15 protein-coding genes are annotated in these 13054 nt (G+C 65.4%); 7 read left to right on the top strand and 8 right to left on the bottom strand.

Annotation, left to right across the window (positions count from 1 at the left end):
• Positions 1-59: 59 nt before the first annotated feature.
• Positions 60-1418 (top strand): Hsp70 family protein, encoded by a 1359-nt coding sequence (locus ACREP4_RS09255; RefSeq protein WP_431595893.1) that lies wholly within the window; start codon positions 60-62, stop codon positions 1416-1418.
• A gap of 246 nt (positions 1419-1664) precedes the next feature.
• Here ACREP4_RS09255 and ACREP4_RS09250 read toward each other — a convergent pair whose 3' ends face one another.
• From ACREP4_RS09250 to ACREP4_RS09240, 3 genes are read right to left on the bottom strand one after another with little or no spacing between them, the layout of a single operon-like run.
• Positions 1665-2552: a DUF4097 family beta strand repeat-containing protein gene (locus ACREP4_RS09250; protein ID WP_431595892.1), complete on the bottom strand. Its 888-nt coding sequence runs from the start codon at positions 2550-2552 to the stop codon at positions 1665-1667.
• Positions 2553-2563: 11 nt separating this feature from the next.
• Positions 2564-3097, bottom strand: a complete 534-nt coding sequence (locus ACREP4_RS09245; protein ID WP_431595891.1) for a hypothetical protein — start codon at positions 3095-3097, stop codon at positions 2564-2566.
• Positions 3094-3672, bottom strand: coding sequence for an RNA polymerase sigma factor (locus ACREP4_RS09240; protein ID WP_431596154.1), 579 nt, complete (start codon positions 3670-3672; stop codon positions 3094-3096). The genes ACREP4_RS09245 and ACREP4_RS09240 overlap by 4 nt, the downstream gene beginning before the upstream one ends.
• 218 nt (positions 3673-3890) lie before the next feature.
• Here ACREP4_RS09240 and ACREP4_RS09235 point away from each other — a divergent pair, with 218 nt between their 5' ends.
• From ACREP4_RS09235 to ACREP4_RS09225, 3 genes are all read left to right on the top strand, one after another.
• Positions 3891-4472, top strand: a complete 582-nt coding sequence (locus tag ACREP4_RS09235; RefSeq protein ID WP_431595890.1) for a mechanosensitive ion channel domain-containing protein — start codon at positions 3891-3893, stop codon at positions 4470-4472.
• Positions 4473-4886: 414 nt separating this feature from the next.
• On the top strand, positions 4887-6146 hold the full coding sequence (locus ACREP4_RS09230) for a sugar transporter (protein ID WP_431595889.1): 1260 nt from the start codon (positions 4887-4889) through the stop codon (positions 6144-6146).
• 85 nt (positions 6147-6231) lie between these two features.
• Positions 6232-6753 carry a GNAT family N-acetyltransferase gene (locus ACREP4_RS09225; RefSeq protein ID WP_431595888.1) on the top strand — a complete coding sequence of 174 codons (522 nt, stop codon included), beginning with the start codon at positions 6232-6234 and terminating at the stop codon, positions 6751-6753.
• On the opposite strand, the gene ACREP4_RS09220 is transcribed toward ACREP4_RS09225, so the two are convergent.
• Both ACREP4_RS09220 and ACREP4_RS09215 read right to left on the bottom strand, forming a co-directional pair.
• Positions 6750-7016 (bottom strand): DksA/TraR family C4-type zinc finger protein, encoded by a 267-nt coding sequence (locus ACREP4_RS09220; RefSeq protein ID WP_431595887.1) that lies wholly within the window; start codon positions 7014-7016, stop codon positions 6750-6752. The two genes, ACREP4_RS09225 and ACREP4_RS09220, sit on opposite strands and share 4 nt — an antisense overlap.
• 80 nt (positions 7017-7096) lie before the next feature.
• Positions 7097-7651, bottom strand: coding sequence for a DUF2058 domain-containing protein (locus ACREP4_RS09215; protein WP_431595886.1), 555 nt, complete (start codon positions 7649-7651; stop codon positions 7097-7099).
• Between the two features lie 81 nt (positions 7652-7732).
• On the opposite strand from ACREP4_RS09215, the gene ACREP4_RS09210 reads away from it, so the two are divergent.
• Together ACREP4_RS09210 and ACREP4_RS09205 are read left to right on the top strand one after the other, a co-directional pair.
• On the top strand, positions 7733-8230 hold the full coding sequence (locus tag ACREP4_RS09210; protein WP_431595885.1) for a YgjP-like metallopeptidase domain-containing protein: 498 nt from the start codon (positions 7733-7735) through the stop codon (positions 8228-8230).
• A gap of 65 nt (positions 8231-8295) precedes the next feature.
• Positions 8296-9006, top strand: coding sequence for an rRNA pseudouridine synthase (locus ACREP4_RS09205; RefSeq protein WP_431595884.1), 711 nt, complete (start codon positions 8296-8298; stop codon positions 9004-9006).
• Between the two features lie 101 nt (positions 9007-9107).
• Here ACREP4_RS09205 and ACREP4_RS09200 read toward each other — a convergent pair whose 3' ends face one another.
• Genes ACREP4_RS09200 through sstT form a run of 3 tightly spaced genes read right to left on the bottom strand, consistent with a single transcriptional unit; the run spans position 9108 to position 11346 of the window.
• Positions 9108-9413 (bottom strand): AzlD domain-containing protein, encoded by a 306-nt coding sequence (locus ACREP4_RS09200; RefSeq protein ID WP_431595883.1) that lies wholly within the window; start codon positions 9411-9413, stop codon positions 9108-9110.
• Positions 9410-10138, bottom strand: coding sequence for an AzlC family ABC transporter permease (locus ACREP4_RS09195; protein WP_431595882.1), 729 nt, complete (start codon positions 10136-10138; stop codon positions 9410-9412). The genes ACREP4_RS09200 and ACREP4_RS09195 overlap by 4 nt, the downstream gene beginning before the upstream one ends.
• Positions 10138-11346 (bottom strand): serine/threonine transporter SstT, encoded by a 1209-nt coding sequence (sstT, locus tag ACREP4_RS09190; RefSeq protein WP_431595881.1) that lies wholly within the window; start codon positions 11344-11346, stop codon positions 10138-10140. Before sstT ends, ACREP4_RS09195 begins: the two co-directional genes overlap by 1 nt.
• 123 nt (positions 11347-11469) lie before the next feature.
• On the opposite strand from sstT, the gene ACREP4_RS09185 reads away from it, so the two are divergent.
• A complete protein-coding gene (locus ACREP4_RS09185; protein ID WP_431595880.1) occupies positions 11470-13044 on the top strand; it encodes a phospholipase D family protein in 1575 nt (524 codons plus the stop codon).
• Positions 13045-13054: the final 10 nt, after the last annotated feature.

Raw genomic sequence — 13054 nt, 5'->3', positions numbered from 1 at the left:
TCCAGCCCGGCCGCGTAGTAAAGTGCGCGGCCGTTTTAGCCGCAGAAGCCCCCCGCTCCATGAAACTTGGCATTGACTTCGGCACCAGCAACTCGGCCGCCGCCGCTCACGTTGACGGCAAGGTGGTGCCGGTGCAGTTCGGCGACGCGCTGCAGTTCCGCACCACGGTGTATTTCCCCGAGGTGATGCGCGATCCCAACGATTTCGAGTTGACCCCGGCGCTGGAACAGCAGCTGGAAGAGCTGATCGAATCCGGCCGTCGCGCCTCCCGCGCCGCCGGCACCAACCGCAGCCACGACCTGCTGCGCAGCGACGCCATGCGCGTGGTGCGACGGCAATGGATGGAAGAACGCATCCGCGAGCCGCAAAGCTCCACCACGCTGCTGCAGAACGCCGTCTACGGCGACGATGCGCTGGAAGCCTACTTCGAGGAGAACGAAGGCAACCTGGTGCAGAGCCCCAAGTCGATGCTGGGCTACAACCTGCATCCACGCGCCAAGCAGACCATCACCGGCATCGCCACGCACATCCTCGAACACATCCGTCTCACCGCGTCCAAGCAGCTGGGCCAGAACGTGCGCAGCGCGCTGCTCGGTCGCCCGGTGCAGTTCCGCAGCTCCATCGGCGACGCCGGCAATGCACAGGCGCTGGACATCCTGCGCGGCGCAGCCTTGGCAGCGGGGTTCGACGAAGTGGAGTTTCTGGAAGAACCGGCCGCAGCGGCGATGCATTACCACGCCGTCAGCGACACGCGCCATGAAGCGGTGATCGTCGACGTCGGCGGCGGCACCACCGACATCGCCCACGCCAGCGTCGGCGGCAGCGAGGCACCACAGATTCACCGCGCCTGGGGCATCGCACGCGGCGGCACCGATATCGATCTCGCGCTGAGCCTGGCCGGTTACATGCCGCTGTTCGGGCGCGGCATCACCCGTGTGCCGACGCACCACTATGTGGAAGCAGCGATGGTGCAGGACATGCCGCGCCAACGTGATTTCCGTCAGCACGACTACGCGTCGGTGGAAGCGCCGTACGGGCCGCGCATGCAGGCACTGCAGGACACCGGCAATACCGCGCGCCTGTACCGCGCGGTGGAACACTGCAAGATCGCACTGAGCAGCAATGATCGCCACGCCAGCGCACTGGATTTCATCGAGCCGGGCTTGAACGTGGAAACCGACGCACCGCATCTGACCCAGGCCGCAGGCACCTATCTCAGCGAGCTGGAAAGCCTGTTGAAGCAGGTGCGCGAAGACATCGGCCACGACCCGGCAGCGGTGTTCCTCACCGGCGGCATGTCACGCGCCGGTTATGTGCAGCGCACCGCTGCGGCAGCGTTCCCAAGCGCCACGCTGGTACATGGCGATCCGTCATTTGGGGTGGTGCAGGGATTGGCGTTGGCTGCTGCGCAGGGTTGAGGCTCGAAGAAGCAGAAGGGCTGAGGCTCGAAGAAGTGGAAATGCCTGACTCCATCCCTTCTCCCGCGAGCGGGAGAAGGTGCCCCGCAGGGGCGGATGAGGGGTGCTTTTGATTTCTCTCGGGAGCCCGGAGCCCACTTCGGATCCGCCGGCGACTTTTTCATTTGAACTGATCTCGACATGCCCTCACCCCAACCCCTCTCCCGCACGCGGGAGAGGGGCTCGGATCGCTTGGGGCTCAAGCGCTCACCGCCCGCTCAAACTCACCCGCACATCACCCGAATGCGCGTTGATGGAGATATCGCCATCGCCGCTGCCGATGCGTGCGTCCAGGCTGCTGCCCGGGCCATATCGCGGGCGCTCGACCTGACCCACGTCGGATTTGATGTCGCCACTGAACGTGCTGACTTTCAGCTGTGCCGAGGTGCGTGCCGGCAGTGTCAGCGCCACCGGTGCACTCACCGTCTGCAGGCTGATGCGCCCGCCCGGCTGCAAGCCGGCGCTGCGCACGCCCAGGTTGCCCGACACGGTTTCCGCATTGAGCCGCTGCACCGACGTCAGGTCCAGGTTGATGCCGCCGGACACCGTGTTGGCGGTCACTTCACCACCACTTCCGCCGCTACTGTTGATCCCGCCACTCACGGTGCGCAGCTCCAGCCGCGGCGTCCGCAGCTGCGAACGGATCGAACCGCTGACCGAGCTGATCTCGGCCTCATCGGCCTTGCCGTTGACGGTGATGGCACCGCTGACAGTCGTGGTCTGCAAACGGCGTAGATCCACATCGGCTACATCTATGCCGGCACTGACCGTGCTCGCCTGCAGCTGCGCGGCGCGCGGAACCCGCAGCTCCAGGGTCGCGCCGCGATTGCTGTGGCCCTGCGGATACACCACTTTGAACTGCACGCGATTGGTGCTGTTCTCCACGTCCAGCCGCTGGCCGTCACCCAGCGTTCCGGTGAGCTGCACTTCATTGCGATCCCAACCGCGCACGGTGACCGCACCTGCAATGTTGTTCAGTTCAACCCGGCCACCACTGGACAGCGGCAGACGCTGGTTGACGGCGCTCTGGGCGAAGGCGGACAGGGGCGCCAGCAGCAACGTGGCGGCCAGCAGATTCCTCAGAGAGGGCTTCATGGAATGCTCCTTCAGGTGGAAAGCCCGGCGCCATCAAGGCCTTGCCGGGTGAGTTCAAGACGCAGCGCGTAGGTGCGCTGCAGTTGTCCCAGCAGGAATGCAGCCTGCGGGCTTTGTGCGATGGCGCGGCGGATATCAACGGCCGTGGTATCGAGTTCGTGCAGTGCCGGAAGCAGTTCTTCCGGCACGCTGTCCTGTGGAATGGTGGCGATGGCCAACCGGTATTCATGGGTCAAGGCATTGGCCTGGGCCTGCAACGGCGATGCAGGCGCGGGGCGGTCCTGCGGAATCCACAGCGACACCGTGCCAATCAGCGCCAGCACCGCCGCTGCCGCACCGGCAAGCCAAGGCCAACGACGAGGCTGCCGGTGCATGACCGGACGCAGCATCGACGGCGTTATCACCACTGGCACCGGCTGCCGTGGCTGCTGCAGTTCAGCAGCAATGCGTTGCCAGACCACTGCTGACGGGACGCGCTCGGCAGGCAGTTCGCGCAGGCGCTGGGCCAGCTCGTCGTTGTCGTGTTCGTTGTCGTTCTGATTCATCGTGCTTCTCCAAGCCGCACCCGCAGCAAGCCGCGGGCGCGATGCAACTGTGCTTTGGAACTGCCAACCGCCATCCGCAGTTCCGTGGCTATTTCCTGGTGCTTCCAACCTTCGATGTCGTGCAGCACCAGCACCGCACGGGCACGCGGCGGCAAGGTCTGCAGCGCGCGCTCCAGATCCATGCCGGTGGCGTGGCAGCGCGCGGGCGCGGCCATGTCCGACATCAGTTCCAAGCCGTCCTCACCGACATCCAGTGATTCAAAGGTGGCGCTGGCGCGCAGTTCCATCAGTGCGGTGTTCACCGCCAACCGATGCAACCAGGTGCCCAGCGCGCTCTCGAAGCGGAACTGCGGCAACTTGCGCCATGCCTGGATGAAGGTTTCCTGCAGCACATCCTCGGCGCGGGCGGCATTGCCGCCGCATAGCCGCCACAGCAGCGCGTTCAACTTCGGCGCGTGGCGGCGGTAGATGCGCTCGTAGGCGTGCACGTCACCGGCAGCGGCGGCTCGGGCCAGCGCGGTGTCGTCCACGGCGGGCGATGAAGGGGCTGCAGTGGTCACGGTGGCATCGAGCATATCCATTGGATGCAGGCACCGTGCAAAAGGTTTAAACGCCTGTGCGTTGGCAGCCCACGCCCGCATCGCCGACAATCGCCTCCCCCACCGTTGCCGATTCAGGTGCCGGGCAAGCACCACCGCTTCGCGGCGATGCGCCTGGCACACAGGCACACCCCATGCCGGCCGACCGGCACGCTGCATGCGCCACGCGCCTGCAGTCCGCAAGGAGATTGAAGATGAAGCAGTACCTGCCACCGGCGATGCACGAATGGATCGGCCCGCTGACCACCGGCTTGAACATTGTCGCGATCCTGCTGATAGCACTGCTGCTGCGCCTGCTGACCCGCCGCCTGCTGTCGCGTCTGGGCCGCCACTACACCTTGCCGCAACCCATCGAGATGGCCATCCGCCGGCTCTCCAGCTTCATCATCTGGACGGTGACCCTGCTGGCGATCCTGAACCAGATCGGCGTGCAGCCTTCGGTGCTGTGGACCGCGTTCACCGGGTTTGCCGCCGTCGGCGCGGTGGCGTTCTTTGCTGCGTGGAGCGTGCTGTCCAACATTTTCTGCACGTTCCTGATTTTCACCACCCGCCCGTTCCGCCTGGGTGACCAGATCGAACTGCTGGAGAACGGCGAGAAGCCGGGCCTGAAAGGCAGCGTGGTAGATATCAACCTGATCTACACCACCCTGCACGAGATCGGCGGCCCTTCCGAAGGCACCTTGATGCAGATCCCCAACAGCCTGTTCTTCCAGCGCGGCCTGCGCCGCTGGCGTGGGGGTGATGCGGTGCACGGGGTGATTGAAGGGGATGGTTGAGGGGAACGCCTTACTTGCAGAAGAACATGCTTTTCCCTTCTCCCGCGTGCGGGAGAAGGTGCCCGAAGGGCGGATGAGGGGGCTTTGGGCTTTGGGCTTTGGGCTTTTGGCTTTGGGCTTTTGGCTTTTGGCTTTCGGCTTTTGGCTTTTGGCTTTTGGCTCTCACTGATCCCAGCTAACAGCCAAAAATCAAAGGCGCCCTCACCCCAACCCCTCTCCCGCTCGCGGGAGAGGGACTCAGCTCGCGGCTTCCGGTGAGTGCCCTAGCCCGGCGGGAACTCCCGCACCGCCATCACTCCGCTGAACCAACGGCAGCGGCAAGCCGCTGAATCACAGCATCTCATTCATGCTGCGCTGCAACATGCGAAAATCGCACCCGTTCCCCGGTCTTTCCGACCGCCCCCTGCGCAAACGATGTCCTCCCCAGCCAACGCCCCCTGCTCTGCCTACCCGGCAGACACCACATCTCCCGTTGCCGTAATCCCAGCCGAGCCCAGCGACCGCCAACGCTGGTTCAGCGTGATTGCACTCGCCTTGGCTGCCTTCGTGTTCAACACCAGCGAGTTCGTGCCGGTCGGTTTGCTCAGCGACATCGGCGGTGCGTTCGGCATGCCCATCGAACACGTTGGGCTGATGCTGACGATCTATGCCTGGGTCGTCGCGCTGACCTCGCTGCCGTGCATGCTGCTCACCCGCAATTTCGACCGCCGCAAGCTGCTGCTCGGCGTGTTTGCGTTGTTCATCGCCAGCCATGTGTTGTCCGGCGTGGCCTGGAGTTATCCGGTGTTGATGGCCAGCCGCATTGGTATCGCGCTTGCGCATGCGGTGTTCTGGTCGATCACTGCGTCGCTGGCGGTGCGCATGGCGCCCGAGGGCAAGCGTCCGCAGGCGCTGGGTTTGCTGGCTACCGGCACCTCGGTGGCGATGGTGCTGGGCATTCCACTGGGCCGCATCGTCGGTGAGTGGTTGGGTTGGCGCGTGACCTTCATGGCGATCGGCGGCGTCGCGCTGCTGGTAGCGCTGGTGCTGGCACGCCTGCTGCCGGCCCTGCCCAGCCAGAACAGCGGCTCGGCCAGCAGCATCCCGCTGTTGCTGCGACGCCCGGCGCTGATGGCGTTGTACGTGCTGGTGGCGGTAGTGATCTCGGCGCAGTTCACCGGCTACAGCTACATCGAGCCGTTCGTACAGAAGATCGGTGGCTTCGACGCGCATGTCACCACGCTGGTGCTGCTGTTGTTCGGCGGCATGGGTTTCCTCGGTAGCGTGCTGTTTTCGCGCTATGGCATGCGCTGGCCGCGCGGCTTCCTGCTGACCGCCATCGGCACGCTGGCCGCATGCCTGTTGCTGCTGCGCAGCGGCCTGGGCAATGCGTGGCTGCTGTATGTGCTGGTGTCGATCTGGGGCGTGGCGATGATTTCCTTCGCGCTGTCGATGCAGTCCAAGGTGCTCACCCTGGCCTCGGACGCCACCGATGTGGCGATGGCGCTGTTCTCCGGCATCTTCAACATCGGCATCGGTGCTGGCGCGTTGATCGGCAGCCAGGTCAGCCTGCACCTGGGCATGCAGCACATTGGTCTGGTCGGCGGGCTGATCGCCACCGCAGGCTGGCTGTGGTGTGCGTTTGCACTGCTGCGTTGGAACGGCAGTTTCCGGCTGGGCAACGCCACGCATTGACGACCGGCGACATTCGCACCGGCCTGCCGCCAGTGCCGCCAGTGCCGCTATGCTCCGCGCAGGGACAGGGCAACGGAGGCGGCCAATGGGTGAAAGCAGCACACTTCGCGATGCGACCATCACGGACGCAGCCGCGCTCAGCGCGCTGGTCACGCCACTGGCGCGGCACCTGCTCGATGCCGACACCGGCGCCAGTGCCCACGCCTTTCTCGCCACGCTGACTGCCGACAGCTTTGCCCAGCGTTTGGGCTCGCCGCAGTTTGCGCATTACCTGGTCGAGGACAACGGCCAGCTGTGCGGCATGATCGCCATGCGCGACGGCAGCCACATCCATCATCTGTTTGTGAGCCGCAGTACGCGGCATCAGGGCATCGCACGCAGGTTGTGGGAACACGCGCTGCATGCGCACGGCCGCTGCGAATACACGGTCAATTCATCGGAAGTGGCGGTGCCGGTCTACGAGAAATTCGGCTTCGTCGCCAAGGCCGCGCCGCAGACCGTCAAGGGCGTGCGTTTTGTATTGATGGAACGGCCGCGCCTGCTGCGGCCTGCGGTGCAGAAGCAATACCTCAATGCGTTGCTGCCGCCTCAGGCGGGCAAGCACTAACGCAGCTGGCTGTCCTTGCTGCCGCGGCGGTTGTAACCGCTGGCAGCCGATTCTTCGGCATCGAGCGCCTGCTGGCAGGCAATGCACAAACGCACGCCGGGCACGGCCTTGCGCCGTGCTTCGGGAATGGGTGCGTCGCATTCCTCGCAATGTTCCAAACCCGGGCCGCTGGGCATGCGGCTGCGGGCACGCTTGATCGCGTCTTCTACCGTGGCGTCAATTTGATCCTGAACGGCGGTGTCGCCCGCCCAACCGGTGGCCATGGCTGGATGCTCCGTAGTAACCGGGATCCAGCCTAGCGCAATTGCCTGAGTGCCAGCTCAACGCTGCCGTAACGGCAGGCTCACCACATCAAGTCGTCAGGCACCTGGAACTGGGCGTAATAGGCGTCGTCCTCGGCATTGCCGGTGGAGATGACGGCGTCTTCGCTCTGGCCGTGGTCGAGCACGATCAGCTCGGCGGCCCGGGCGCGCACCTGCTCGGCGGCCACGCGGGCCAGCAACTCAAAACCGTCGCCGTGGCGCACGACCACCAGCGCACCGGACGCCAGCTGCTTGCGCAGGGCTTCGGTGACCAACAGGGTGCGGATGACTTCACCATCGTTGAAGCGGTATTCCAGCTCACCACCGCGCGGCAGTTTGCGGTCATTGATGATCTGCCGCGCCTGCGCGCGCAGTTCGTCGGCACGACGCTGGGCGTTGCGCTCGGCGGCCAGTTCGCGGTCCTTTTCGACCTTTTCAGCGCGCGCACGCTCGGCTTCGCGCTGGCTTTCGGTGGCCGCAACCGGGCCTTTGCCATGACGCGCCTTGACCTGCTCGCGGGCCACCTGGGAGACCTGGGACTTCTTCACCAGCCCAGCCTTGAGCAACTGTTCCTGCAGCGGATTTGCCTTTGCCATGATCGTATTCGTGTTCTATTGCCGATGGCTGCCATGATAGCGGCCCGTTCCCCAGCCCGCCTGCAAATCCGCAAAGCCACGATGCAGACCCTGAAGTACCTGAATGGCTATCCCGAACCCCTGCAGCAGCGCGCCCGCGAGCTGCTGGCTGAAGGCAAGCTCGGCGAGGCCATCCGCCGTCGCTATGCGCAACCCAACACGGTGCGCAACGACCGCCAGCTCTATGAGTACGTGCAGGCGCTGAAAGACCGCCATCTGCGCCAGTCCCAGCCCTTGGGCAAAGTGCTCTACGACGGCAAGCTGCAGGTGGTGAAACACGCGCTGGGCACGCACACGGCCATCTCGCGCAATCACGGCGGCAAGCTCAAGGCCAGCCGCGAAATCCGCATCGCCAGCGTGTTCCGCGAAGCCCCGGCCGAGTTCCTGCGGATGATCGTGGTGCACGAGCTGGCGCACATCAAAGAGTCCGACCACAACAAGGCCTTCTACCAGCTGTGCCTGCACATGGAGCCGGATTACCACCAGCTGGAGTTCGACCTGCGCCTGTATTTGACCGCGCTGGAACACGAACCGGGCTGACCCCGGCGTTCGCGACCGCGCCGCATCGGCGCTACACTCGCCGCCCGCCGTAGAACACCGACCCCATGACCTCGCCGATCCGTCTCGACAAGCGCCTGTCCGCGCAGCTGCAATGCTCGCGTACCCAGGCCCAGCAGTACATTGAAGGCGGCTGGGTCAGCGTAGATGGCGTGGTGGTGGAAACCCCGCAGACCATGGTCACCGATGAAGTGGTGACGCTGGCCGACAACGCCAATACCGACGGTGCCGAGCCTGCAACGTTCCTGCTGAACAAGCCGGCCGGTGTGGGCGCGGGCAATCTGCTGGCGCTGATCGAAGAAAGCAGCCACTTCACCGACTATGCCGTCACCCAGCACCTGCTGAAGCGCCATTACCAGCGCCTGGAAATGCCGATGCCGCTGGACGATGCGGCCAGTGGGCTGGTGGTGCTGACCCAGGACTGGCGCGTGCGCCGGCACCTGATCGAAACCGGCCCCTCGCTGGAGCAGGAGTTCATGGTGGATGTGGAAGGCGAGCCGAGCCCGTGGGCAATGTCGCGCCTGACCCAGGGCCTGCGCTACGAAGGGCGCAGCCTGCCCTTGTGCAAAGTCAGCTGGCAGAGCGAGCAACGCCTGCGTTTTGCCATCAAGGATGTGCGCCCGGGCCAATTGCAGTTCATGTGCAACGAAGTGGGCCTGCAGGCCACGGCTATCCGCCGCCTGCGCATTGGCCGCATCGGCCTGAGCAAGATGCCCGAAGGCCAGTGGCGCTTCTTGATGTCCAGCCAGAAGTTCTGAGCCGAGCGGCCTCGCGACACCGGCACAGACTGGGATGACATCCCGGCATCCCGACAACGCCTCATTCGATTGCCGGGATTACGCTGCGCCGGCATCCCTGCCTAAGCGACCACGCGCAACAGCGCGGCGGCCGCTGCACCCAGCACCACCACCAGCAGGAAGGGCGCGCGCAACGCCAGCGCGACGGCGGCCACCAGCACTGCGCCGATGCGCGCATCGACTACCACGCCCTGCCCGGCCGACAAGGCGTTCATCGTCGTCAGCGATGCCAGCAGACCAATGGTCAAGGTGCCGGCCACGCGGCTCATGCGCGGTGATTCCAGCCAGCGCACCGGCACCAGATAGCCGGCGAATTTGAGCGCCCACGCCGCCAAACAGGCCAGCAATATCCAACCCCAAAGCGTCATGGCCCACGCTCCTCGTCGGATGGCAGCGCCACATCCGGTTCCAATCCTTCGTCGGCCGGGCCTTGGCCAAACCAACCCCAGACCGCCGCCACCGCCGCTGCCAACAGAATCGGCACGCCGGCCGGCACCCACGGCAAGGCGAGCATGGTCACCAACGCGCAGACGATGGCGATGGCCACCGGTTCACGCGAACGCAGGCGCGGCCACAGCAGCGCCAGAAAGGCCGCCACCGCGGCGCCATCCAGGCCCCAGCGGCGCGGATCGCCCAGCGCATCACCCAGCAACGCACCAACCAGGGTGAACAGGTTCCACAGTACGTAGACACCGATACCGGCCACCCAGAAACCGCGCCGCTGTTCATCCGGCGCGCGCTGACTGGCGGCGGTGGCGGCGGACTCGTCGATGGTCAGCTGCGCGGCAATCGGCCGCAGCCAGCCGCGTGGCATCAGCATGCGGTTGATCTGTGCGCCGTACACCGCGTTGCGGATGCCGAGCAACGTGGCCGCGCCAAACGCCGCGCCGCCCGCACCGCCGGCGGCGATCACCCCGATGAAGGCAAACTGCGAGCCACCGGTGAACATCAACAGGCTCAGCGCCGCGGTCTGCGCGACGCTGAAACCCGACGCCACCGCCAGTGCACCGAAGGAAATGCCGTACAAGCCGGTGGCGAACGCAATCGACAGGCCAATGCGCACCGCTGGCGTCAGCCGCTCGCGCATGCGCATCAGCCCCGCCCGTGCGCCTGTTCGGCAGCCGCGACAAACACCACATCGGTGGAAGAATTCAGCGCGGTTTCGGCCGAGTCCTGCACCACGCCGACAACAAACCCCACGCCGACCACCTGCATCGCCACGTCATTGGAGATACCAAACAGGCCGCAGGCCAGCGGAATCAGCAACAACGAACCGCCCGGCACGCCGGAGGCACCGCAGGCTCCCACCGCGGCCAGCACGCTCAGCAACAACGCGGTCGGCAGGTCCACCGCAATGCCCAGCGTATTGACCGCCGCCAGCGTCAACACCGAGATGGTGATCGCCGCACCGGCCATGTTGATGGTCGCGCCCAACGGCACGGCCACCGAATAGGTTTCCTCCTGCAGCCCCAACTTGCGGCACAGCTCCATGTTGACCGGGATGTTGGCTGCCGAGGAACGGGTGAAGAATGCGGTGATGCCGCTCTCACGCAGGCAGCGCAGCACCAGCGGGTACGGGTTGCGACGGGTGACGATGGCCACGATCAGCGGATTGCCGACGAAGGCCATGAACAGCATCGCGCCGACCAGTACACACAACAGATGCAGATAGCTCTTCAGCGCGCCCAGCCCGGACTCGGCCAGCAGCGAGGCGACGATGCCGAACACGCCCAGCGGCGCCAGCTTGATCACCGCGCGCACCACCCAGGTGATGGCGTTGGACAGATCTGTCACCAGCACACGGGTGCCGGCACTGGCATGGCGCAGCGCCAAGCCCAGGCCCACCGCCCAGGCCAGCAGGCCGATGTAATTGGCGTTGAGCAGCGCATGCACCGGGTTGTCGACGACCTGCATCAGCAACGTATGGAGCACTTCACCAATGCCGCCCGGCGCGGTCATGCCGGCCTGCGCGGCGGTCTTGAGCGTCAACACGCTGGGGAACAGGAAGCTGGCACCGACACCGACCAACGCGGCGGCCAGGGTGCCGATCACATACAGCGCCAGGATGAAGCGGATATTGGTCTTCTGCCCATGCTTGTGATTGGCGATGGACGCAGTGACCAGCACCAGCACCAGCACCGGTGCCACCGCTTTCAGCGCGGAAATGAACACCGTGCCGAGCAGGCCAACGGCGGTCGCGCCTTGCGGCCAGGCCATTGCAAGCACGATGCCCGCAATCAGGCCAATGACAATCTGCACCACAAGGCTGGGTGCGCGGGAGGAGGTGGAACGGTCGGTCATCGGCTAAGGCCCAGGGAACGCAATTCCCGATTCTCTCCCAGCTTCACCCCCGCTGGCATCTCCGGAACGTCACGGTTGCGCAATTACCCTGACCACACCCCGGAACACCGCTAGGATGCGCGCATGGAAAACACCCGCCCCCGTGGCCGCCGGCTGCTGCGCCTGCTCGGTTATGTCGTCGCTGCGTTGCTGCTGCTGGTCGCCAGCGGCCTGCTGCTGGGTGACCACCTCACTCCCAAGGCGCTCGGCACGCCCTCGCAGGCCTTGCCGCTGCAGCCCGCGCAGACCCTGATCGACCGCGCACTGGCGCCGATGCTGGCCGAACACCCCGGCGAAAGTGGCGCGGTGTATCTGTCCGAAGGGCTGGAAGCCTATGCCGCGCGCTCCATCATCACCCGCCAGGCCGGCCGCAGCCTGGACCTGCAGTACTACATGTGGCACGACGACATGGTCGGCCACCTGCTCGCCAGCGATGTCTATCAGGCCGCCGAGCGCGGGGTGCGGGTGCGCCTGCTGCTGGACGACATGAATGCCGCCGGGCTGGACGCGCAGATGATGGCGCTGGACACCCATCCCAATATCGAAATCCGCCTGTACAACCCCTTCCGCAACCGTGAGGGCCTGTGGCGGCTGCTGGAAATGGTGCAACGTGCTTTCAGCATCAACTACCGCATGCACAACAAGGCGTGGATCGCCGATGGCCGGGTGGCCATCGTGGGTGGCCGCAACATTGGCGAGGAGTATTTCGACGCGCGCCCGGACGTGAACTTCCGTGACCTGGACCTGCTGCTGGCCGGCCCGGTCGCCGCCGATGCAAGCCAGGTATTCGACACGTTCTGGAACAGCCAGGAAGTCGTGCCGATCAGCGCGCTGCAATACAACACCCAGCAGCAGATGGACAACTTCATCGATCAGGCGGAAATCGAGGCCCGGGAACAGGCCGCCGCGCCGTATCTGCAGCGGGTGCGTGCGCGGCTGGACGATGCCTACCTCAGCAACCGCCTGGCACTGCACTGGACCTCGCAGGTGCGTATCCGCTCGGACCCACCGAACAAGCGCAAGGACGCCAATCCCAATGACTGGCTGGTCACCCACCTCGCCGACGTACTGGGCAGCGCGCGGCACAAATCGCTGCTGATATCGCCCTACTTCGTGCCCGGCGCGGCGGGCACCAAGGCGCTGGTCGGGCAAGTGAAGAACGGTGTACAGGTCGGCATCATCACCAACTCACTGGCGGCCAACGATGTGGCGGCAGTGCACAGCGGCTACATGCATTACCGCCGGCCGCTGCTGGCCGGAGGCGTGCAGTTGTACGAATTGAAACCGCACGACCAAGGTCCCCGCAGCTCCACCTTCGGCAGCAGCGGTGCCAGCCTGCACACCAAGGCGTTTGTGGTGGATGACCGGCGCGGCTTTGTCGGCTCGTTCAACCTGGACCCGCGCTCGGCCTATCTCAACACCGAGATGGGCGTGCTGTTCGACGATCCGGTATTGGCGGCGCGGCTGCGCACCGAATATCTGCGCCTGTCAGACGCCGAGCAGAGTTATTGGGTGTACCTGAGCAAAGGCTCGGAGCTGCGCTGGCTGGACCGCAGCGCGACACCACCGGTCACCTATCGAACCGAGCCGGACACCACGTTCCTGCAACGCGCCACGACCCGCGCGATCAGCTGGTTGCCGCTGGAGTCGCAGCTGTAGCGGTGTGATT

Source organism: Stenotrophomonas sp. (assembly GCF_050737575.1).
Lineage (GTDB): Bacteria > Pseudomonadota > Gammaproteobacteria > Xanthomonadales > Xanthomonadaceae > Stenotrophomonas.
This window is presented reverse-complemented; position numbering and strand designations above follow the sequence as displayed.

Coding starts and splice junctions, on each gene's coding strand:
- ACREP4_RS09255 (WP_431595893.1), top strand. CDS start 60: ATGAAACTTGGCATTGACTTCGGCACCAGCAACTCGGCCGCCGCCGCT.
- ACREP4_RS09250 (WP_431595892.1), bottom strand. CDS start 2,552: ATGAAGCCCTCTCTGAGGAATCTGCTGGCCGCCACGTTGCTGCTGGCG.
- ACREP4_RS09245 (WP_431595891.1), bottom strand. CDS start 3,097: ATGAATCAGAACGACAACGAACACGACAACGACGAGCTGGCCCAGCGC.
- ACREP4_RS09240 (WP_431596154.1), bottom strand. CDS start 3,672: ATGCTCGATGCCACCGTGACCACTGCAGCCCCTTCATCGCCCGCCGTG.
- ACREP4_RS09235 (WP_431595890.1), top strand. CDS start 3,891: ATGAAGCAGTACCTGCCACCGGCGATGCACGAATGGATCGGCCCGCTG.
- ACREP4_RS09230 (WP_431595889.1), top strand. CDS start 4,887: ATGTCCTCCCCAGCCAACGCCCCCTGCTCTGCCTACCCGGCAGACACC.
- ACREP4_RS09225 (WP_431595888.1), top strand. CDS start 6,232: ATGGGTGAAAGCAGCACACTTCGCGATGCGACCATCACGGACGCAGCC.
- ACREP4_RS09220 (WP_431595887.1), bottom strand. CDS start 7,016: ATGGCCACCGGTTGGGCGGGCGACACCGCCGTTCAGGATCAAATTGAC.
- ACREP4_RS09215 (WP_431595886.1), bottom strand. CDS start 7,651: ATGGCAAAGGCAAATCCGCTGCAGGAACAGTTGCTCAAGGCTGGGCTG.
- ACREP4_RS09210 (WP_431595885.1), top strand. CDS start 7,733: ATGCAGACCCTGAAGTACCTGAATGGCTATCCCGAACCCCTGCAGCAG.
- ACREP4_RS09205 (WP_431595884.1), top strand. CDS start 8,296: ATGACCTCGCCGATCCGTCTCGACAAGCGCCTGTCCGCGCAGCTGCAA.
- ACREP4_RS09200 (WP_431595883.1), bottom strand. CDS start 9,413: ATGACGCTTTGGGGTTGGATATTGCTGGCCTGTTTGGCGGCGTGGGCG.
- ACREP4_RS09195 (WP_431595882.1), bottom strand. CDS start 10,138: ATGCGCATGCGCGAGCGGCTGACGCCAGCGGTGCGCATTGGCCTGTCG.
- sstT (WP_431595881.1), bottom strand. CDS start 11,346: ATGACCGACCGTTCCACCTCCTCCCGCGCACCCAGCCTTGTGGTGCAG.
- ACREP4_RS09185 (WP_431595880.1), top strand. CDS start 11,470: ATGGAAAACACCCGCCCCCGTGGCCGCCGGCTGCTGCGCCTGCTCGGT.